This window comes from Streptomyces sp. NPDC026589 (genome assembly GCF_040638385.1).
Lineage (GTDB): Bacteria > Actinomycetota > Actinomycetes > Streptomycetales > Streptomycetaceae > Streptomyces.
In genome coordinates this window covers 66,117-85,287 of record NZ_JBEZYG010000006.1, presented here as the reverse complement: position 1 = coordinate 85,287, position 19,171 = coordinate 66,117, and the positions used below count along the sequence as shown (strand labels likewise).

The window sequence follows — 19,171 nt, the reverse complement described above, 5'->3', positions numbered from 1 at the left end:
CGTCAGCCGCCCGTCGCCACCCGCTCGCGACGGGACGTCGTGGCGATGGTGGCCGAGCCGACCACGCGCGTGCCGTCGTACAGGACGACCGCCTGGCCGGGGGCCACGCCCCGGACCGGCTCGGTGAAGGTCACGTTCAGCTCGGAGCCGCCGACCAGCTCGGCCGTGACCTCGGTCTCGCCGCCGTGGGCGCGGAGCTGGGCGGTGTACGTGCCGGGGCCGGACGGGGGCGTTCCGCACCACCGGGGCTTGATGGCGGTCAGCGAGGTCACGTCGAGGGCCTCGACGGGGCCGACGGTGACGGTGTTGTTCACCGGGGAGATGTCGAGGACGTAGCGCGGCTTGCCGTCGGGGGCCGGGTGGCCGATCTTCAGGCCCTTGCGCTGGCCGATGGTGAAGCCGAAAGCGCCCTCGTGGGTGCCCAGCTTCGTACCGGACTCGTCGAGGATGTCGCCCTCGGCCGGGCCGCCCAAGCGGTCCGCCAGGAAGCCCTGGGTGTCGCCGTCGGCGATGAAGCAGATGTCGTGGCTGTCGGGCTTCTTGGCGACGGCCAGGCCCCTGCGCTCGGCCTCGGCGCGGATCTCGTCCTTGGTGGTGAGGGTGTCGCCGAGGGGGAACATGGCGTGGGCGAGCTGCTTCTCGTCCAGGACGCCGAGCACATAGCTCTGGTCCTTGGCCATGTCAGAGGCGCGGTGCAACTCGCGGCTGCCGTCCTCGGTGAGTACGACGGTGGCGTAGTGGCCGGTGCACACGGCGTCGAAGCCGAGGGCGAGGGCCTTGTCGAGCAGCGCGGCGAACTTGATCTTCTCGTTGCAGCGCAGACAGGGGTTGGGGGTGCGCCCGGCCTCGTACTCCGCGACGAAGTCCTCGACGACGTCCTCGCGGAAGCGTTCCGCCAGGTCCCAGACGTAGAACGGGATACCGATGACGTCGGCCGCGCGGCGGGCGTCCCGGGAGTCCTCGATGGTGCAACACCCGCGCGCCCCGGTCCGGAAGGACTGGGGATTCGCGGACAGGGCGAGGTGGACACCGGTCACGTCGTGGCCCGCCTCGACGGCACGGGCCGCGGCGACGGCGGAGTCCACGCCGCCCGACATCGCGGCGAGGACACGCAGGGGGCGCTGGGAAGTCTGAGTCATAGCTCCTCCAGGGTACGGGTCGCCGGGAACCGAACGCTCGCGGATATGCGTTGACGCTCACATGGGGAACAACGGAAGCACCCGGGGTGCGCGAAAGCCTTCGGGAAAGTCTTCGCGCTCGTCTTCGCGGAAGAAGCCGGCGAACGGCGTCAGCCGGCGCGCGCTGCTGATCGGCGGCGGTGCGGTGGCGGCCGCCGGCACCGCCGCCGTGCTCACGCGCGACGAGGTCAAGCGCCTGTGGTGGCAGGTGCCCGGGGTCGGGAAGCCCCGGAAGGAGGGCGAGCTGGACTACGCGGGGGCGACCTGGGTGGCCGCGTCGGAGGCGAACTGGCGGCGGGCGGACCGGCCGGACGACTTCACGATCGACCGCGTGATCATCCACGTCACCCAGGGCAGCTTCGCCAGTGCGGTGCGGGTGTTCCAGGACCCCGGCCACCAGGCCGCGACGCACTACATCGTGGGGCAGGACGGGCGGGTGGTGCAGATGATCCGCGAGCTCGACGTCGCGTACCAGGCGGGCAACCGCGCGTACAACGAGCGCGGCGTCGGCATCGAGCACGAGGGGTTCGTGGACCGGCCGAAGGACCTCACGAAGGCGATGTACGAGTCCTCGGCGCGGCTCACGGCGTCGATCTGCGCGCGGCACGGCATACCCGTCGACCGGGAGCACATCATCGGGCACGTGGAGGTGCCGGGCACCGACCACACGGACCCGGGCCCGCACTGGGACTGGGACCGGTACCTGGAGCTGGTGCGCCGGGCCGCGACGGCGCCACCCAGCCCTTCCCCCACGCCGTCGGCGAAGGCGTAGGTCCTGTCGTCAGCTGAGCCCGGCCGTCCTCGCCCGCTCCACCGCCGGGCCGATCGCCTCGGCCAGCGCCTTCACGTCGTCCTCGGTCGAGGTGTGGCCGAGCGAGAAGCGCAGGGTGCCCCGGGCCAGGTCCGGATCGGTCCCGGTGGCCAGGAGTACGTGGCTGGGCTGGGCGATCCCGGCGGTGCAGGCGGAGCCGGTGGAGCATTCGATGCCCTGGGCGTCCAGCAGCAGGAGGAGGGAGTCGCCCTCGCAGCCCGGGAAGCTGAAGTGGGCGTTGGCCGGGAGGCGTCCGGCCGGATCCGGGTCGCCGCCGAGCACGGCGTCCGGCACGGCCCGGCGCACGGCGGCCACGAGGTCGTCGCGCAGGGAGCCCACGCGCCGGGCGAACTGCTCGCGCCGCTCGGCCGCCAGCCGTCCGGCGACCGCGAAGGAGGCGACGGCGGGCACGTCCAGGGTGCCGGAGCGCACGTGCCGCTCCTGGCCGCCGCCGTGCAGAACGGGTACGGGGGTGTGGTCCCGGCCCAGCAGCAGCGCGCCGATGCCGAACGGGCCGCCGATCTTGTGCCCGCTGACCGTCATCGCGGCCAGTCCGGAGCGGGCGAAGTCGACCTCCAGCTGACCGAAGGCCTGGACCGCGTCGGCGTGCATGGGGATGGAGAACTCGTCCGCCACCGCGGCCAGTTCACGGACCGGCATGATGGTGCCGATCTCGTTGTTGGCCCACATCACGGTGATCATCGCGACGTCGTCGGGGTCGCGGAGGATCGCCTCGCGCAGGTCTTCGGGGTGGACCCGGCCGTGGCGGTCGACCGGGAGGTAGTCGACGGTCGCGCCCTCGTGCTCGGCGAGCCAGTCGACGGCGTCCAGTACCGCGTGGTGTTCGACGGGGCCGGCGAGGACCCGGGTGCGGCGGGGGTCGGCGTCGCGCCGGGACCAGTAGAGGCCCTTCACCGCGAGGTTGTCGGCCTCCGTCCCCCCGGAGGTGAGGACCACCTCGCTGGGGCGTGCGCCGAGGGCGTCCGCGAGGGCTTCTCTGGACTCCTCGACGGTACGGCGGGCCCGGCGTCCGGCGGCGTGCAGTGAGGACGCGTTGCCGGTGGCGGAGAGCTGGGCGGTCATCGCCTCGATCGCTTCGGGAAGCATCGGGGTGGTCGCGGCGTGGTCGAGGTAAGCCATGGTGGAGCCGATTCTACGAGCCCGGGGTGGGGCGCATGCCGGGCGCGTCACGGCCAGGCCCCGCGCACGCCCGCGGGCGGCCCGCCTTGGGTGCGGTGGACCGGCCCGGAGGCGGGCCGGAAGCCCCGCCCGGAGCCCGATCCGGTACGGGGAGGGCGGCCCGCGGGGCCGCGTCGGGGTCGTGCGTCAGCCGCCGAGACTCCAGGAGAGCGTGCCGTTGACGGTGACCAGGACGGCGAGCACGGCGAGATCGGCGATGCCCAGGGCGAGTCCCAGGCGGGCGCGTCCCGGGCGGCTGGTGCGGCGGGCCAGGGCCAGCAACGCCAGCACGATCGCGGTGGGCCCGAGCAGGACGTTGAAGACCAGCAGCCCGACGAGGCCGAGGACGAACGAGGCGACGGCCAGACTGTCCGCCTCCCGGCCCATGGCCCGGGGGGCGCCGGCGACGCCCGCACCCGCGACGGGGGCGGGGGCGGGGGCGGGGGCGGAAGCCACGCCGGTCTCGGCACCGGTATCGGTATCGGTATCGGTATCGGTATCGGTCACGGCGCCGATGTCGGCCTGGGAATCGGCATCGGCCGCGCGGCGGGCGACGTCGGTGGGGGTCATGGTGCGAGCTCCTTCGGATCGGTCCGGGACACGGCAGGCTCGGCGGGTGCGGGTGCGGGTGAGCAAGAGCGGGAGCGGGTTCTGGGCGCGGGTTCCGGGTACGGCGGTCGGGTCAGCGGGGGCGGCGCGACGCGCGCTCGCGTACGGCGAAGATCAGCAGCCAGCAGCCGATCACGGTCGCGGCGGCCAAGGAGAGCGGCAGCGGGATATGGACGACCGCCCCGAGGACGATGCCCAGCAGAAGCAGCGCGGCGACGAGGAAGAGCACGACGGAACCTCTCTGTGCGACGACGAATACCGTTCGGCGGTTGCGGGGTAACCATTCGGAGTACGAGTGTTCACTGACTACTGAGCCTAAACCCCGAGCCCCTTCCTCGACCCGGAGAACGGTTGTTTACTGAATGGCATGAGTCACACCCCCGCCGGAGTCCGCCAGGCCCAGAAGCTCAGGACACGCCAGTCCCTCCTGGACGCGGCACTCGTCCTGCTGGAGCACCAGAGCCTGAGCAGCCTGGGACTGCGGGAGGTCACCCGGGCCGCAGGGGTCACCCCGACGGCCTTCTACCGGCACTTCGAGGACACCGCCGCGCTCGGCGTCGCCCTCGTCGAGGAGACCCTGGGCAGCCTGCACGGGCTCATCGGCGCGGTGCTCGCGGAGACGGGTGACAGCGAGGAGCGGCTGGACCGCAGCGTGGAGGTGATAGCCCGTCATGTCGGTGCGCAGCCGGCGCACTTCCGGTTCATCGCCCGTGAGCAGCACGGCGGCGTGGGACCGGTGCGCGTGGCCATCGGCGCCCAACTGCTGCGGTTCGCGGAGGAGGTGGCGCTCGCTCTGCGCGAGGAGCCGGGGTCGGCCGGGTGGAGCACGGAGGACCTGCTGATGCTGGGCGGCCTCTATGTGGACCACATGGTGATCACCGCGTCGGCCCTGCTGGAGGCCGGTCCGGGGGGTGAGCGGGAGGTCGTCCGGGTGGCCCGGCGTCGGCTGCGGCTGGTCTCGATCGGCCGCGAGCACTGGCTGGACGAGAGGTGACCGCACCGGGCCATGACCGCCCCGGCCGCCCTTGACCCTCCCGTAACAGGAGGCTCTACGGTCCCCGGGTATGAAGATCGTCGTCCATGACACCGCCTCCGCCCACCTCGACCTCCTGCGCCGCCCCATAGCTCAACGACCCGACGCCCTGCGGGAGATGCTCGCCCCGTTGCAGGAGGTGATGGGCCGGGTGGGGGTCGGGGACCTCGTCGAGAGGCACCGCGCGGGCAGCGGGTTCCCGCTCGACCGGGACGACTCCCGCCACCGGGAGGCCCTGGAGCGGATGCGGGAGGCCCGGGTGTGGCAGCGGATCGAGGATTCCCTCGCCGCCGCACGGGACCGGCTGGGCGCGGCGGCGCCCGGTGCGCGGACCGCCGGTACCGTGCACGTGGTTCTCGTCCTCGGCGACCCGGACGACCCGATGATGCGCCTCAACCAGGGCTACTTCGGCCTGGGCGGCATCCCGGGCGCGATCCTGCTGATGATGTGGCCCACCGCGACCGGCCTCGCCAAGATCGAGCACGCCGCCGCCCACGAGCTGCACCACAACGTCCGCTACGCCAACGTGGACTGGGACCCGATGGCGGTCACCGTCGGCGAGCAGGTCGTGGCCGAGGGGCTGGCCGAGGCCTTCGTACGGGAGCTGGCGGGCGAGGACGCCATGGGCCCCTGGGCGACCTCGCTGTCCGGCGCGGAGCTGGACGACGCCTGCGCGAAGGTGGCGGCCGGGATCGACGTCGCGGGCATGCAGAACCTGTCCCCGTACGTCTTTGGCGACCGCACCGCCCTCCAACTGGGGCAGGATCCGGTCGGGCTGCCGGACTTCGCCGGCTACGCGGCCGGGCTCCGCTTCGCCGACGCCCACCTCGCGGCCTCCGGGCTGACCGCCGCCGCGAGCGTCGCCGTGCCCGCGCGTGAGGTTCTCGGACACGCGGGCGTGACGACCACCGCGTGACCGGGCCCGGGGACCTCCGGCTCCGGCTCCGGCTCCGGCTCCGGCTCCGGCTCCGGGAGACTGGACCGATGAGGAGCGAGGACCGGGGCCCCGAGGAACCGCCCGCTGACGGCCTGACCGTCGGCCGGACGGCCGGGCTCGTCGGGGTCAGTGTGAAGACGCTGCACCACTGGGACGCGATCGGCCTGGTGCGGCCGGGCGGGCGCACGAGGGCCGGGTACCGGGTGTACGGGGACGATGACGTCGCCCGGCTCCACCGCGTCCTCGTCTACCGGGAGATCGGCATCCCGCTCGCCGCGATCGGGCGCCTCCTGGACGACCCGGAGGTCGACGCGCGCGAGCATCTGCGGCGGCAGCGGGGGCAGCTCGCGGAGCGGATCTCCCGGCTGGAGCGGATGGTGGGCGCGGTGGACCGCATGTTGCTGGAGTCGAAGCCGGGGATCCGGCTGACGCCCGAGGAACAGGTGGAGATCTTCGGGGCCGACTGGGAGCCCGCCCGGACCGAGGAGGCCGAGGAGCGCTGGGGCGGCACGGAGCAGTGGGCGCAGTACGCGGAGCGGGCGGCCCGGATGAGTCGCGAGGACTGGAAGGGCGTGGCGGCGTCCGTCGAGGCCCTGAACGCCGACCTCGCCACCGCGTACCGTACGGGCGTCGCTCCCGGGTCACAGGTCGCGGACGCCCTCGCGGAGCGGCACCGCGCGCAGATCTCGACGTACTTCGACTGCACGTACGCCATGCAGGTCTGCATCGGCCGGACGTATGCCACCGACCCCGGCTACGTCGCGCACTACGACGCGATCGCGCCGGGGCTCGGCGGCTGGCTGTGCGAGGTGATCGCCGCGAACGCCGGGGCCCACGGCGTCGATCCGGAGTCCGCGGTCTGGGAGTGAAGGGGCCTCAGGAAGCGCGCGGGGCCTTGGCCAGCTGGCGGGACTGGGCGACGAGGCGGTCGGCGCTGTCCCAGACCTCCGCGTCCTCCTCCAGGAAGCCGCCCGCGAGGTTGCGGGTGGCGATGGAGACGCGCAGCGGGCCCGGGGCGGGGCGGCAGCGGATGTGGGCGGTCAGCTCGACGGTGGGGGTCCAGCCGGCCAGGCCCAGCTCGAACGAGGTCGGCGGCAGGGCGTCCACGGTCAGCAGCAGCGACAGCGGGTCCGGGTCCCGGCCGTCGGCCAGGCCGAACCAGCCGCGCATCTCGCCCTTGCCGGACGGGGCTCCGACGGCCCAGCCGACGGTCGCCGGGTCGAGCTTGATGTCCAGGCGGTCGGTGATGGCGGAGCTGCCGGGAATGTTCGGCGCGCCGTCGCTCGGGCCGAGGCAGTGGTCCCGGTCGGGCATGGCCGGCGGCAGGGCCGTCGTGCGGACGTCGTCGGGGAGCGCGTCCAGGTCGCCGTAGGTGGCCAGGACCCGGATGCGTTCGATCTCGCTGCCGTCCTCGGCGTACTGGAAGAGGGAGGCCTGGCCCGTGGAGAGGGTGCGGCCGGTGCGGACGGCCTGGGTGCGGATCACGGCCGGGCCGGGCGCGGAGGCGGTGAGGTAGTGCGCCGAGACGGAGAACGGGTCGGAGTGCGGCAGCGCATCGCCCAGGGCCCGGCCGAGCAGGGCCAGCAGATAGCCGCCGTTGACGGCGTGGATGATGGTCCAGCCCGCGGAGAGCTCGGCGTCGTAGACCCCGTCCTCGCGCAGGATGACCGCGGTGTCCCGGTCGAACTCGCTGTCGCCGATGGTTGCCCGTGCGGTCTGCGCCGCCTCAGTCGCTGCCTGTGCCATGGCATGCACGGTACATGGACCTCGCTACTGAGCGGTAGCTTTTTGTGGGTCGGATCACCATACGAAAGACTCCGGCCTGCTAGGTGGCCGCCGAGCCCTTCTCGGCGCGGGCGGAGGAGCGGTTGTACGCGCGAGGCGCCCGCCAGTGGAAGCGCAGCGCCAGCAGCCGCAGGGCGAACGCGGCGATCACCGCCATCCCGCTGGTCAGGGCGTTGAGGGTGTCGAATTGGATGCACAGGGCGACCATGGTCGCGCCGACGATCGCGGGCACCGCGTACAGGTCGCGGTCCCAGCGCAGCAGGGAGGGCACCTCGTTGGCCAGCACGTCGCGCAGCACACCGCCGCCGACCGCGGTGGCCAGGCCGAGCGCCGCCGAGGCGGTGAGCCCGAGGCCGTACTCGTACGCCTTCACCGTGCCGGTCACGCAGAACAGGCCGAGCCCCGCCGCGTCGAAGACGTTGACGCCGACCTGGATGCGCTCCACGTGCGGGTGGAGGAAGAAGACCAGGACGGCGGCGAACAGCGGGGTGGTGAAGTAGCCGAGGTCGGTGAAGGCGGCGGGTGGGATCGCGCCGATCATCACGTCACGGAACAGCCCTCCGCCCAGCGCTGTCACCTCCGCGAGAACCGCGATGCCGAAGACGTCGAAGTTCTTGCGGACGGCGAGCAGGGCGCCCGAGATCGCGAAGACGAAGATCCCGACGAGGTCGAGCGCATGCTGGACGGAGGGCGTGAACAGTTCGGTGAGCACCGGGCAATTGTGCCGGTGTCGGGCGCTCCCTAGGCCTTCGGGCCGCCCTCCGTCCGTTCCGTGGCGTCCGCAACCTTTTCGGTGGCGGCCGCGGCCTTCTCCTTGGCCTCCGCGTCGGCCTGGGCCGGTACGGCCGCGGCCTTCTCCGTGGCGTCCGCGTCGGCCTGGGCCGGTACGGTCGCGGGCTCCTTCACGGGAGCCTCGGTCCCGGCCTCGCCCTCCGCGGTCTCCACCGCTTCGGCCGCCACCGTCTCCGTACCGGTGACCGCCTCGATGCCGGTGGCCAGGGTCTGCTTCACCGTCCCGGCCTCGATCTCGGCCGTGAAGTGACAGGCCACCTTGTGCCCGTCGCCGGTGTCCAGCAGCGGCGGGCGCTCCGTGGCGCACTTGGTCTCCTGCACCCACGGGCAGCGGGTGTGGAACCGGCAGCCGGTCGGCGGGTTCGCCGGGGAGGGCAGGTCGCCGTGGAGGAGGATCCGCTCGCGGCGGTCCTCGACCTCGGGGTCGGGCACGGGGACCGCCGACATCAGCGCCTTGGTGTACGGGTGCCGGGGCCCCGCGTACAGCGCGTCGCTCGGGGCCTCCTCGACGAGCCCGCCGAGGTACATCACCCCGATGACGTCCGAGATGTGCCGGACCACGGCGAGGTCGTGCGCGATGACCAGGTAGGTCAGGCCGAGGGACTCCTGGAGCTCCTCCAGCAGGTTGATCACCTGCGCCTGGACCGAGACGTCCAGCGCGGACACCGGCTCGTCGCAGATGATCACGTCCGGCTCCAGCACCAGCGCGCGGGCGATGCCGATGCGCTGGCGCTGGCCGCCGGAGAACTCGTGCGGGTAGCGGGACATCGCGTTGGACGGCAGGCCGACCTTGGCGAGGATGGACTCGATCTTCTTCCGGCGCTCCGCCGCGTCCTTCCCGATGCCGTGGGCGGCCATGCCCTCGGCGAGGATGGACTCGATGTTCTGCCGGGGGTTGAGGCTCCCCAGCGGGTCCTGGAAGACCATCTGGAGACGGCGGCGGAAGGCCCGCATCTCCTCGGAGGGCAGCTTTGCCAGGTCGGTGCCGTCGAAGACGACCGCGCCCTCGGTGATGTCGTTCAGCCGCAGGACCGCGCGGCCGAGCGTCGTCTTGCCGCAGCCCGACTCGCCGACCAGCCCGTACGTCTGACCGGCCTCGACGCTCAGCGAGACGCCGTCGACCGCGTAGACGTGGCCCACCGTACGGTCGAAGAGGAGGCCCTTCTTGACCGGGAAGTGGACTTTGACGCCGTCCAGTTCGAGAAGGCTCATGCCGGGACCTCCGCCTTGGGCAGGACCGGGTTGACGCAGCGCACCTGGTGTCCGGCCGTGCGTGGTTCGGTCAGTTCGGGAGTGCCGGTGAGGCACTCCATCGTGTAGTGGTCGCACCGGGGTGCGAACGCGCAGCCGTCGGCCCAGGCGATCTTGTCGTTGATGGACCCGCGGATCGGGTGCAACGGCTCGCCGCGCGGCGCGTCCAGCCGCGGGATGGAGCCGAGCAGCCCGTGCGCGTACGGGTGGGTGGGGTGGGCGAACAGCTCGCGGCGGCCCGCCGATTCCACCGCCCGTCCCGCGTACAGGACGTTGACCTCGTCGCAGAGGCCGGCGACGACGCCGAGGTCGTGCGTGATCATCAGCAGGGCGGTGCCCTCCTGGTCGACCAGCTCCTTCAGGAGCTCCAGGATCTGCGCCTGGATGGTCACATCGAGTGCCGTCGTCGGCTCGTCGGCGATCAGCAGACGGGGCGCGCAGGCGACCGCCATGGCGATCAGCGCCCGCTGGCGCATACCGCCGGAGAGCTGGTGCGGGTACTCCTTGAGCCGCCGGTCCGGGTCGGGGATGCCGACCCGGTCGAGCAGGGACGCGGCTTCCTTGCGGGCCTTCTCGCCCTTCAGCCCGCGGTGGCGCTGGAGGATCTCGGTGACCTGGATCCCGACGGGAACGACCGGGTTCAGCGAGGAGAGCGGATCCTGGAAGATCATCGCGAGCTGGCTGCCGCGCAGATCGCGGAGCTTGCGCTCGTTCATGGTCAGCAGGTTCTGGCCGTCGAACTCGGCACGGCCGCCGACGCGCACGCCCTTGCGGGGCAGCAGCCCCATCAGGGCGAGCGAGGTGACGGACTTGCCGCAGCCCGACTCGCCGACCAGGCCCACGACCTGGCCCTGGTCGACCTCGAAGGAGACACCGTCCACGGCCGTGGCGTCCTTGCGGCCACGGGCGGTGAAGGTGACGCTGAGTTCCTCAACGGAGAGCAGTGACACGGGACTTCAGCCTCGCAACTTCGGGTCGAGGGCTTCGCGCATGGCCTCGCCGAGCAGGGTGAAGCCGAGGGCGGTGATGATGATCCCGACGGCCGGGTAGGCGGCCATCATCGGCTCGTTGTCGAAGAAGCGCTGCGCCTGCGAGAGCATCACGCCCCACTCGGGAACGGCCGGGTCGGGGTTGCCGAGGCCCAGGTAGGAGAGGGCCGCGGCCTCGATGATCGCGGTGGCCAGGCTCAGGGTGGCCTGGACGATCACCGGGCTCAGCGAGTTCGGCAGGATCTGCGTGAACACGATCCGCTTGCGCCGGATGCCGACCGCCTTGGCGGCGAGCACGTAGTCCGCACCGCCCTGGACCAGCATCGAACCGCGCAGCAGGCGGGCGAAGATGGGGATCTGGACGACACCCACGGCGATCATCACGGTGGTCAGCGACTGGCCGAGGACTGCGGCGATGGAGACCGCGAGCAGCAGCGAGGGCAGCGACAGCATGATGTCGGTGAAACGCATGATCACGGTGTCGACGCGCTGGCCGACCTTGCCGCCGAGGGTGGCGGCGGCTCCGGAGCCCACACCGACCAGCGCGCCGATGATCAGTCCGATGAGCATGGAGACGACACCGACGAGCAGCGTCTGCCGGGCCCCGACGAGCCAGCGGGAGAACATGTCGCGGCCCAGGTGGTCCAGGCCGAACCAGTTCTCGCCGCGCATGCCGATGAACTTGCCCTGGTTGGGGAAGACCTCGCTGCGCCAGTTCTGCGCGGTGGCTCCGTGCGGGGCCAGCATCGGTCCGACGATGGCGACGAGAACGAACGCGGCGATGATCGCCGCGCCGATGATCGCCATCTTGCTGGAGCGCATCCGGCGGAACGCCTCGCGCCACAGGCTGGTGCCGGTGACGGTCTCGGAGCTCTGGGTGAGCTCGGCGAGACGGTCGATCTTGTCTGCTTTGTTGGTCAGGATCGTCACGTCAGTGCACCCGCACTCTCGGGTCGATGATGCTGTACGCGAGGTCGACCAGCAGGTTGATCAGCACGTACACCATCGCGATGAAGAGAATGAACCCGACGAGGACCGGGTAGTCGCGGCCGTCGATCGCGGTACGGATGAAGGAGCCGATGCCGCCGAAGTCGAAGACGGACTCGGTGAGCACCGCGCCGGAGAGCAGACTGCCGGTCAGCAGGCCGACCGCGGTGATCACGGGCAGCAGGGCGTTGCGCAGTACGTGGCGCCCGCGGACGGTCCTCTTGTCGAGGCCCTTGGACTCGGCGGTGCGGATGTAGTCCTCGCCGAGTACCTCCAGGACGCTGGCGCGGGTCATCCGGACGATGACGGCGAGCGGAATCGAGGCGAGGGCGACGGCGGGCAGGACCAAGTGCATGAGCGCGTCCCAGCTGGCGTCCAACTCTCCGGTCAACAAGCCGTCCAGGACGGCGAATCCGGTGACGTCGGTGGCGTTGATGCCGGTGTCGAGCCGGCCCTGGCTCGGGAACCAGCCCAGCTCCACGGAGAAGATCCCGCGCAGCAGCATGGCCAGGAAGAACACCGGGATGCAGATGCCGAGCAGCGATCCGGAGACGGAGGCGACGTCCAGCCAGCCGCCGCGGTGCTTGGCCGCCAGGTAGCCCATCGGGATGCCGACGACCACGGCGATCAGGATCGCGGCGACGCTGAGCTCCACGGTGGCCGGGAAGCGCAGGGTGAATTCGTCCCACACCGGCTGGCCGGTCTGGGTGGAGGTTCCGAGGTCGAGCTCGAAGATGCGCTTGAGGAACCGCCAGTACTGGACGTGGACCGGCTCGTCGAGCCCGAGTGCCCTGTTGATCCTCGCTACTTCGGCTTCGGTGGCCCGCTCGCCCAGGATCGCTGAGGCGGGTCCGCCGGGCAGTCGGTTCAGCCAGAGGAACAGCAGGACCGACAGGCCGAGCAGGGTGGGAATGAGCTGGAGAAGTCTTCTGACGACGAGTCGCAGCACCCCGCATGCCCCTTTCTCACGTGCGTCGATGCGGGTCCGCCCGGCCACCTGGTTGCTGTGGCCGGGCGGACCCGCTGGTGTGCGATTACTTGAAGGAGACCTCGGCGAAGTTCTCCTGCGTCAGCGGGGAGACCTTCGGCGGGTTGACGTTCTTGGCGAACGCGATGGCTGGCGGCGACGACGAGATCGGCACGCCCGGGACGTACTCCGCGATCGCCTCGTTGGCCTTCTGGTACGCCGCGGTGCGGGCGGCCGGGTCGGTGACCTTGGAGGCGGCGTTCACGGCGTCGAAGACCTTCTGGTCCTTGAAGCCCCACTGCTTGTCGGGCCCGGCGAACCAGGTGCCGATGAAGTTGTAACCGTCGTTGAAGTCACCGGTCCAGCCGAGCATGTGCAGGGCGCAGGACCCCGCCTCGGTGGCGTCCAGGTAGTCCGGGGCCCACTTCATGGCCTTCGGCTTGACGGTGATGCCGGCCTTCTCCAGGTCGGCCTTCATCAGCTCGAACATGTCCTGCGGGGCAGGCATGTACGGGCGGGTGACCTCGGTCGGGTAGCAGAAGTCGATGGTGAGCTTCTCCGCACCGGCCTGCTTGAGGAGGTCCTTCGCCTTGGCGGTGTCGAACGGGTACGTCTTCACCTTGTCCGAGTAGCCGGCGACCGTGTCGGGCATGAACTGGGTCGCGACCTTGCCGCCCTCGGGCAGCTGGGTGTTGACGAGGTTCTCGCGGTCGATGGCGTGCGTGATCGCCTGACGGACCTCGGGCTTCTTCAGCGCCGGGTTCGCCGACTGGCTCATGCCGAGGTAGAAGATGTTGAAGACGTCACGGGTCGGGACCTCGTAACCCTCCTTCTCCAGCGTCGTCACATCGGCCGGCGCGACCAGGTCGTAGCCGTCGATGTCACCCGCCTGGAGCGCCTGGCGGCGGGTCTCCTCGGTGGAGATGGTGCGGAAGACCAGGTTCTTCACCTTGGCCTTGTCGCCCCAGTAGCCGTCGAAGCGCGTGAGGGAGACTTCCTTGTTCCCCTTGTTCCACTTCGTGATCTTGTACGGTCCGGTGCCGGCGACCGTGCCGGCCTCCTGGCTGTACTTGGGGTACGTGATCGCGTCGCCCTTGGCGGTCGCGTCCTGCTTCTCGTACTCCTTGATGGCCTTCGGCGAGTGGATCGCCAGCGCCTGGAGGGAGAACCCGCCCGGCAGGTTCGCCGAGGGCTCGTTCACCTCGATGACGGCCGTGTTGTCGTCCTTGGCGGTGCAGGACTTGTAGTTGGGCTTGGGCGCCTCGGCGTCCTCGTTCTTCGCGAACCCGCCCATGATGGTCTGCCAGTAGTAGGAGACCGCGCTGGACTGGTACGTGCCCTTCCAGTTGAACCAGTGGTCGTAGTTCGCGCAGACCGCGGCGGCGTTGAACGCCTCGCCGTCGTGGAACTTCACGCCCTGGCGCAGGTTGAACGTCCAGACCTTGCCGGCCGGGTCGCTCGACCACTTCTCGGCGAGGCCGCCGACGAGCTTGCTCCCACCGGGCTCGTGCTCCAGGAGCGCCTCGAAGGCCTGCCGGGTGACGCGGAACGTCTCGCCGTCGCTCGCGAGGGCCGGGTCGAGGGAACCGGGGTCACCGGCTCCGGCGAAGACGAAGGTGTCCTTGTCGCCCCCCTTGGAGCCGCCCTCGTCCCGCTCGCTGGAACAGCCCGTGGCGATCAGAGCGACAGCGACCGCTGTCGTGACCGCCCGGACAGCCCGGGACTTGAATATTCGCATGGGTCCACCCCTGGTTCGCCATGTGGTGAGGTTTGATGGCCGCACACTACAGACGGTGCCTGCCGCAAGAGAACAGTCCGGATAGCGGTGAGACCTAGTCGAGACCCGGACAGTTACCAAACCGTCCAGTTCCGGGACATCCTCACGTGGGCAAGTAACAAGCCCGGCATCGTGGGGTGTTCGACGGAGGGTGACCAGGACACCGCGAGCCCGGCATGTTCCGGGCGACAGGCCGGGGTGCCGCTCGGAGCGGTCAGCGGGGCTGGGGCGGGTAGCCGTATCCGGGGGCGGCGAGGGGCGGCGGGCCGGCGGGGGCGTGGGCCTCGCGGTCGTAGAAGGGGCGGGCGTTCGCGCGCAGCCACATGCCGACCGGGTCGTACTCGTCGGACAGGGCGACGGTGGAGACGGGCAGCCCCTCGGGGACCGCGCCGACCGACTGCCGCATCATCTCCCGCACCGATGCGACGGCGGCGCGGCCGGCGTCGTAGAGGTCGAGGCCGATCGCGAGATACGGGACGCCGACCGCGGGGTGCACCCAGGCGCGGCGGAGGGAGCGGATCGCGGGGGTGCGGTGGGCGTTCTGGGTGAGCAGGGCGTAGAACTGGGGGAGTTCGATGGCGGGGTCGGAGAGCCGGAGCGGTCCGGCGGGCAGCCGGTCCAGGCCGGTGGCGATGCGCCGCAGGTCGAGCCAGGGAATGCCGACGCCGCCGCCGGGGGCGTGCGGATTGAGCCAGATGCCCCAGCGGTCGGGGAACAGGGCGCGGGCGATGTCGCGTCCGGTGACCAGCTCGTGGGCCCGGTTCCAGCCACTGGCGGAGAGCTCCTGGGCGGAGGTGACGCAGGGGGCGTAGCCCAGGCCGTCGATCTCCATGTTCCCGTACTGGGCATCCGGTGAGCCCGCCGTGCCGTGCCAGAGCAGCATCCAGATCCGGCCCTCGGCGACCGCGGCGAGCAGCGCCTCGTAGGCGTCGTAACGCCCGGGGGTCACCTGGCGCAGCATGTGCTCGACCTTCCCGGCCGCCGCAGTGCCTGACGCACTCACCCTGGGTTCCGCCCCTCGTCGATCCGTCGCGTGTCGATCCGTCGCGTTCGCGCAGGCGCTCCCGGGCGCACGGGAGCGACCACGCCATCAAACCAGCTTATGCGCCACTTCTGACACCGACTTGACGCCACGGTCCGGCGGCGCCGTCGCCCGGCCGCCTACCGTGGTCGCCCGTGGGCGTCGTACCGGTGGGTCAGTGGCCCTCGCGCCGGTAGAAGGGGCGCACCTTCTCCCGCATCCAGTCGCCGACGAGGTCCTCCGCCACATCCAGCAGGACCAGGTTGACCGGCCAGGGCACCTGGACCCGGCCGAGCGCGCGGCCGATGGCGTCCATGGGCGCGCTCTGCCCCGCGCCGTCCCAGGTGGCGAACTCGACGCCGACGAAGAGGACCGGGTCGCCGCCCTCGATGCTGGCCAGTGCCCGGCGTGCGGTGCTCACCACTCCGGAGGCCTCGAACTCCTCGGAGACCGCGGTGAGGAAGTCGACCGGGTCGTGCTGCCAGTCCGGCTCGAACAGCCGGACCCGGCCGCCGGTGGCGGGCCCGTCCAGGGCGGTGCGGCCGGCCCGGCAGAGCTCGGCGACGGCGGGCGGCGGAAGCGGTATGCCGACCGCGCCGCCCGGATTCACGGCGATGCCGACCTGGGGGGGCAGGCCCCGGGCGAAGTCGCGGGCGGGGGCGACGGTGAAGGACATGTGGCCGCCGACGCAGCTGAGGAACTGGGCCTCGGAGCTGAAGACGGGGACGAAGGCCGCGCCGTCGATCTCCATCATCGGCAGGTCGAGGTCCGCGCTGGCGGGGGTGCCGCCATTCGGCAGCGGCACCCAGACGGAGCTGCGGCCGAGCACTTCGACCAGGCGGCCGCCCGCGTCGGGGACGCCGAGCGAGGCCGTCAGCACCTCTTCGAGCTCGTTGGCGGGCCACCCCTGCTGGGGGTGTGCCGGTGCGGGTGCCGGAATGTCCACTGCCTCTGTGCCCTCTCTCCACCGCCTCGGCCGCGCCCGGCGGCCACTGCTCCGGCCAGCACCTTAACGGTCAGCGGGCGGTGGAGGCCTCGGCGGCCGTGAAGGAGATCCGGTCGAGCGCTCCCGCGGCCTCGCGGTCCAGCAGCACCGCGGAGGTGCAGCCGGCGGGCAGCAGCCCCTGCTCGGTATCGCGGAGCAGCCGGGCGACCGCGTGCCGGTGGCGGGCGAAGGCATAGCCGGAGACGCCGCGCCCCCGCTCGCGCTGCCCCTGCCGCGCCACCTCGGGCGTCACGTCGAGCAGGATCAGATGGAGGGTGCGGCCCCGGCTCACGGCGTGCCGGGCGAGCCAGCGGCGTACCCACGTCTGGGTGCCGCAGTCGTGCACGACGACGGATTCACCGGAGCGCAGGGCCTTCCAGAGGCCGAGGTAGTGCGCGGCACGGACCAGGGGGCGGTAGAGGGCGTAGGGCAGTAAGCGGGGCAGGGCGGCGGCCCAGCTGTCGCGGGTGTTCTGGGAGTCGATGGCGCGGCCCTGCGCGGCCCGCCGGATGAGGGTCGACTTCCCGCTGCCGGGGAGCCCGGAGACCACGACGACGTCACCGGCGGTGAGGTCGAGGCTGTACCGGCCGCAGGCGGTGCGCCCGCGCAGGTCGCGTACCACCGGCGCGCCCTCCGTCAGCAGCTCCCGCGCGGGAGCGCCGGGCTGTGCGGGCATCGCGCCGTGCGCGACCCCCGCGGTCGGTGCCGACCGCTGCAACGTCATCGCCCATCCCCCTGCCGTCGTGTCCCCCACGCCTGCCCCTGAAGTGTAAAGAAAAGGCAATGCGGCACAAGCGGCCCAGGGCCTGTCGTCGCCGTCTTCACCTTCTCGGGGGCCGGACCCCCCACTCTCCCGCCATGCATGCGATGATGACCCCGCCAACTGCATACCGGCCGTTCGAATCCGCGCGGGAGAGTTCCGGCCACAGTGTGAGCCGGGCGCCGAAGGAGCAAGATCCTCCCTTGAATCTCTCAGGCCCCGTACCGCGTGGATGAGGCAGATCTGAAAAGCGAGCCGTTCCGCGGCTCCACCCAAGGTGCAAGCCGAGCCCCCTGATCCGGGGCGCCCTCCAGGGGCATACCCCGTCGGGGGCTATCGGCGAACCTCTCAGGTTCCGATGACAGATGGGGAGGATTCGTCCTGACGTCGTCATGCCCTGGAGCCGTATCCATGAGCACTGCCCCCCGTCTCACCGCCCTCGACGCACTGCACCGCTCGCTCGGCGCCACCATGACCGACTTCGCGGGCTGGGACATGCCCCTGCGGTACGCCAGTGAGCGCGACGAGCACAACGCCGTACGCACCCGGGCCGGTCTCTTCGACCTGTCGCACATGGGCGAGATCACCGTCACCGGGCCCGAGGCCGCCGCCTTCCTGAGCTACGCGCTGGTGGGCAACATCGCCACCGTCGGCAACGGCCGGGCCCGCTACACGATGATCGTCCAGGAGGACGGCGGGATCGTGGACGACCTGATCGTCTACCGCCTGGGCGAGACGGAATACATGGTGGTCGCCAACGCGGGCAACGCGCAGATCGTGCTGGACGCGCTGGCCTCCCGCGTCGGGGGCTTCGACGCCGAGGTGCGCGACGACCGGGACGCGTACGCGCTGCTCGCGGTCCAGGGACCCGAGTCGCCCGCCATCATGAAGGCCGTCACCGACGCCGACCTGGACGGGCTGAAGTACTACGCGGGCCTGCCGGGCACGGTCGCCGGGGTTCCGGCGCTCATCGCCCGTACCGGTTACACCGGCGAGGACGGCTTTGAACTCTTCGTCGCGCCCGAGCACGCCGAGCAGCTGTGGCGGGCGCTGACCGAGGCCGGCTCCCCGCACGGCCTGATCCCCTGCGGGCTCTCCTGCCGGGACACGCTGCGCCTGGAGGCGGGCATGCCGCTGTACGGGCACGAGCTGACGACCGCGCTCACCCCGTTCGACGCGGGCCTGGGCCGAGTCGTGAAGTTCGAGAAGGAGGGCGACTTCGTCGGGCGCGAGGCCCTGACCGCCGCCGCCGAGCGCGCCGAGACCGCCCCGCCGCGCAAGCTGGTGGGCCTGATCGCCGAGGGCCGCCGGGTCCCGCGCGCCGGTTTCCCGGTCGTGGCCGACGGCAAGGTGATCGGCGAGGTCACCTCCGGAGCCCCGTCCCCGACGCTGGGCAAGCCGATCGCCATGGCCTACGTGGACGCGGCCTTCGCCGCCCCGGGCACCGAGGGCGTGGGCGTGGACATCCGGGGCACGCACGAGCCGTACGAGGTCGTCGCGCTGCCGTTCTACAAGCGCCAGAAGTGATCTTCCGGAAGGACCGGCGGTAACCGGACCTTCCCGACCCCGCGCAGGCGTCACCGAAGCGACGCGCGCGCAGACGTCACAGAGCACACGCCACAGAGCACACGCCACAGATGCGGACGTCACAGAAGTGACGTACCTCCGTCTCACACCGTAAGACCACCGTTCGTCAGCACTCCCCCGCGTACAGGAGAATTCAGGTCATGAGCAACCCCCAGCAGCTGCGGTACAGCAAGGAGCACGAGTGGCTGTCGGCCCTCGAGGACGGCGTGGCCACCATCGGCATCACGGAGTACGCGGCCAACGCGCTCGGTGACGTCGTCTTCGCCCAGCTCCCGGAGGTCGGCGACACGGTGACCGCGGGCGAGACCTGCGGCGAACTGGAGTCGACCAAGTCCGTCAGCGATCTGTACTCGCCGGTGACCGGTGAGGTGACGGCGGCCAACCAGGACGTCGTGGACGACCCCTCGCTGGTGAACTCCGCTCCCTTCGAGGGCGGCTGGCTGTTCAAGGTGCGCGTCGCGGAGGAGCCGGCCGACCTGCTCTCCGCCGACGAGTACACCGCGTTCTCCGGCAACTGAGACCT

At 71.4% G+C, this 19,171-nt stretch carries 21 protein-coding genes and 1 riboswitch; of the genes, 6 read left to right on the top strand and 15 right to left on the bottom strand.

The genetic code is table 11. The features are described 5' to 3' along the window. Positions 1-2: 2 nt before the first annotated feature. Together mnmA and AB0F29_RS12300 are read right to left on the bottom strand one after the other, a co-directional pair. Complete coding sequence (gene mnmA / locus AB0F29_RS12305) at positions 3-1,139, bottom strand: tRNA 2-thiouridine(34) synthase MnmA (RefSeq protein ID WP_361870604.1); 1,137 nt, start codon at positions 1,137-1,139, stop codon at positions 3-5. Positions 1,140-1,196: 57 nt separating this feature from the next. Beyond that, positions 1,197-1,355: a hypothetical protein gene (locus AB0F29_RS12300; RefSeq protein ID WP_361870601.1), complete on the bottom strand. Its 159-nt coding sequence runs from the start codon at positions 1,353-1,355 to the stop codon at positions 1,197-1,199. Between AB0F29_RS12300 and AB0F29_RS12295 the strand changes: the two genes are divergently transcribed. Then, entirely contained in the window at positions 1,348-1,950 is a 603-nt protein-coding gene (locus AB0F29_RS12295; RefSeq protein ID WP_361870598.1) for a peptidoglycan recognition family protein, read from the top strand. The two genes, AB0F29_RS12300 and AB0F29_RS12295, sit on opposite strands and share 8 nt — an antisense overlap. Before the next feature lie 9 nt (positions 1,951-1,959). Here AB0F29_RS12295 and AB0F29_RS12290 read toward each other — a convergent pair whose 3' ends face one another. The 3 genes from AB0F29_RS12290 to AB0F29_RS12280 all read right to left on the bottom strand — a co-directional run bounded on the left by AB0F29_RS12290 (position 1,960) and on the right by AB0F29_RS12280 (position 4,006). After that, the gene (locus AB0F29_RS12290) at positions 1,960-3,129 is read right to left on the bottom strand and encodes a cysteine desulfurase family protein (RefSeq protein ID WP_361870596.1); all 1,170 of its coding nucleotides are present in this window, start codon (positions 3,127-3,129) and stop codon (positions 1,960-1,962) included. 186 nt (positions 3,130-3,315) lie between these two features. Further along, positions 3,316-3,738: a hypothetical protein gene (locus tag AB0F29_RS12285; RefSeq protein ID WP_361870593.1), complete on the bottom strand. Its 423-nt coding sequence runs from the start codon at positions 3,736-3,738 to the stop codon at positions 3,316-3,318. Positions 3,739-3,850: 112 nt separating this feature from the next. Beyond that, positions 3,851-4,006: a hypothetical protein gene (locus AB0F29_RS12280; protein ID WP_361870590.1), complete on the bottom strand. Its 156-nt coding sequence runs from the start codon at positions 4,004-4,006 to the stop codon at positions 3,851-3,853. A gap of 138 nt (positions 4,007-4,144) precedes the next feature. Between AB0F29_RS12280 and AB0F29_RS12275 the strand changes: the two genes are divergently transcribed. From AB0F29_RS12275 to AB0F29_RS12265, 3 genes are all read left to right on the top strand, one after another. Further along, a complete protein-coding gene (locus AB0F29_RS12275; RefSeq protein ID WP_361870587.1) occupies positions 4,145-4,771 on the top strand; it encodes a TetR family transcriptional regulator in 627 nt (208 codons plus the stop codon). A gap of 70 nt (positions 4,772-4,841) precedes the next feature. After that, entirely contained in the window at positions 4,842-5,726 is an 885-nt protein-coding gene (locus AB0F29_RS12270) for a DUF2268 domain-containing putative Zn-dependent protease (RefSeq protein WP_361870585.1), read from the top strand. Between the two features lie 68 nt (positions 5,727-5,794). Then, the gene (locus AB0F29_RS12265; protein WP_361870583.1) at positions 5,795-6,616 is read left to right on the top strand and encodes a MerR family transcriptional regulator; all 822 of its coding nucleotides are present in this window, start codon (positions 5,795-5,797) and stop codon (positions 6,614-6,616) included. A gap of 7 nt (positions 6,617-6,623) precedes the next feature. Here the strand turns inward: AB0F29_RS12265 and AB0F29_RS12260 are convergent, their stop codons facing one another. The 10 genes from AB0F29_RS12260 to AB0F29_RS12215 all read right to left on the bottom strand — a co-directional run bounded on the left by AB0F29_RS12260 (position 6,624) and on the right by AB0F29_RS12215 (position 17,025). Continuing rightward, on the bottom strand, positions 6,624-7,493 hold the full coding sequence (locus AB0F29_RS12260) for a thioesterase family protein (RefSeq protein ID WP_361870580.1): 870 nt from the start codon (positions 7,491-7,493) through the stop codon (positions 6,624-6,626). A gap of 79 nt (positions 7,494-7,572) precedes the next feature. After that, entirely contained in the window at positions 7,573-8,244 is a 672-nt protein-coding gene (locus AB0F29_RS12255; protein WP_361870577.1) for a trimeric intracellular cation channel family protein, read from the bottom strand. 29 nt (positions 8,245-8,273) lie between these two features. Beyond that, a complete protein-coding gene (locus AB0F29_RS12250; protein ID WP_361870574.1) occupies positions 8,274-9,536 on the bottom strand; it encodes an oligopeptide/dipeptide ABC transporter ATP-binding protein in 1,263 nt (420 codons plus the stop codon). Next, entirely contained in the window at positions 9,533-10,525 is a 993-nt protein-coding gene (locus tag AB0F29_RS12245; RefSeq protein WP_361870571.1) for an ABC transporter ATP-binding protein, read from the bottom strand. The genes AB0F29_RS12250 and AB0F29_RS12245 overlap by 4 nt, the downstream gene beginning before the upstream one ends. A gap of 6 nt (positions 10,526-10,531) precedes the next feature. Then, the gene (locus tag AB0F29_RS12240; RefSeq protein ID WP_361870568.1) at positions 10,532-11,494 is read right to left on the bottom strand and encodes an ABC transporter permease; all 963 of its coding nucleotides are present in this window, start codon (positions 11,492-11,494) and stop codon (positions 10,532-10,534) included. Position 11,495: 1 nt separating this feature from the next. Next, complete coding sequence (locus tag AB0F29_RS12235; protein ID WP_361870565.1) at positions 11,496-12,500, bottom strand: ABC transporter permease; 1,005 nt, start codon at positions 12,498-12,500, stop codon at positions 11,496-11,498. An 85-nt stretch (positions 12,501-12,585) separates the two neighbouring features. Next, positions 12,586-14,256, bottom strand: a complete 1,671-nt coding sequence (locus AB0F29_RS12230; protein WP_361870562.1) for an ABC transporter substrate-binding protein — start codon at positions 14,254-14,256, stop codon at positions 12,586-12,588. Positions 14,257-14,509: 253 nt separating this feature from the next. Continuing rightward, on the bottom strand, positions 14,510-15,256 hold the full coding sequence (locus AB0F29_RS12225) for an enhanced serine sensitivity protein SseB C-terminal domain-containing protein (RefSeq protein ID WP_361871135.1): 747 nt from the start codon (positions 15,254-15,256) through the stop codon (positions 14,510-14,512). A gap of 235 nt (positions 15,257-15,491) precedes the next feature. After that, the gene (locus AB0F29_RS12220) at positions 15,492-16,262 is read right to left on the bottom strand and encodes an enhanced serine sensitivity protein SseB (RefSeq protein WP_026290898.1); all 771 of its coding nucleotides are present in this window, start codon (positions 16,260-16,262) and stop codon (positions 15,492-15,494) included. A gap of 70 nt (positions 16,263-16,332) precedes the next feature. Continuing rightward, positions 16,333-17,025 (bottom strand): AAA family ATPase, encoded by a 693-nt coding sequence (locus AB0F29_RS12215; RefSeq protein WP_361870558.1) that lies wholly within the window; start codon positions 17,023-17,025, stop codon positions 16,333-16,335. Positions 17,026-17,200: 175 nt separating this feature from the next. Continuing rightward, positions 17,201-17,298: riboswitch (glycine riboswitch) on the top strand. 174 nt (positions 17,299-17,472) lie between these two features. On the opposite strand from AB0F29_RS12215, the gene gcvT reads away from it, so the two are divergent. Next, positions 17,473-18,588, top strand: a complete 1,116-nt coding sequence (gcvT, locus tag AB0F29_RS12210) for a glycine cleavage system aminomethyltransferase GcvT (RefSeq protein WP_361870555.1) — start codon at positions 17,473-17,475, stop codon at positions 18,586-18,588. 200 nt (positions 18,589-18,788) lie between these two features. Further along, positions 18,789-19,166, top strand: coding sequence for a glycine cleavage system protein GcvH (gcvH, locus tag AB0F29_RS12205; RefSeq protein WP_007457159.1), 378 nt, complete (start codon positions 18,789-18,791; stop codon positions 19,164-19,166). The last annotated feature ends 5 nt before the right edge of the window (positions 19,167-19,171 follow it).

Coding starts and splice junctions, on each gene's coding strand:
- AB0F29_RS12215 (WP_361870558.1), bottom strand. CDS start 17,025: ATGACGTTGCAGCGGTCGGCACCGACCGCGGGGGTCGCGCACGGCGCG.
- AB0F29_RS12250 (WP_361870574.1), bottom strand. CDS start 9,536: ATGAGCCTTCTCGAACTGGACGGCGTCAAAGTCCACTTCCCGGTCAAG.
- AB0F29_RS12285 (WP_361870593.1), bottom strand. CDS start 3,738: ATGACCCCCACCGACGTCGCCCGCCGCGCGGCCGATGCCGATTCCCAG.
- AB0F29_RS12270 (WP_361870585.1), top strand. CDS start 4,842: ATGAAGATCGTCGTCCATGACACCGCCTCCGCCCACCTCGACCTCCTG.
- AB0F29_RS12260 (WP_361870580.1), bottom strand. CDS start 7,493: ATGGCACAGGCAGCGACTGAGGCGGCGCAGACCGCACGGGCAACCATC.
- gcvH (WP_007457159.1), top strand. CDS start 18,789: ATGAGCAACCCCCAGCAGCTGCGGTACAGCAAGGAGCACGAGTGGCTG.
- mnmA (WP_361870604.1), bottom strand. CDS start 1,139: ATGACTCAGACTTCCCAGCGCCCCCTGCGTGTCCTCGCCGCGATGTCG.
- AB0F29_RS12290 (WP_361870596.1), bottom strand. CDS start 3,129: ATGGCTTACCTCGACCACGCCGCGACCACCCCGATGCTTCCCGAAGCG.
- AB0F29_RS12225 (WP_361871135.1), bottom strand. CDS start 15,256: ATGCTGCGCCAGGTGACCCCCGGGCGTTACGACGCCTACGAGGCGCTG.
- AB0F29_RS12230 (WP_361870562.1), bottom strand. CDS start 14,256: ATGCGAATATTCAAGTCCCGGGCTGTCCGGGCGGTCACGACAGCGGTC.
- gcvT (WP_361870555.1), top strand. CDS start 17,473: ATGAGCACTGCCCCCCGTCTCACCGCCCTCGACGCACTGCACCGCTCG.
- AB0F29_RS12265 (WP_361870583.1), top strand. CDS start 5,795: ATGAGGAGCGAGGACCGGGGCCCCGAGGAACCGCCCGCTGACGGCCTG.
- AB0F29_RS12275 (WP_361870587.1), top strand. CDS start 4,145: ATGAGTCACACCCCCGCCGGAGTCCGCCAGGCCCAGAAGCTCAGGACA.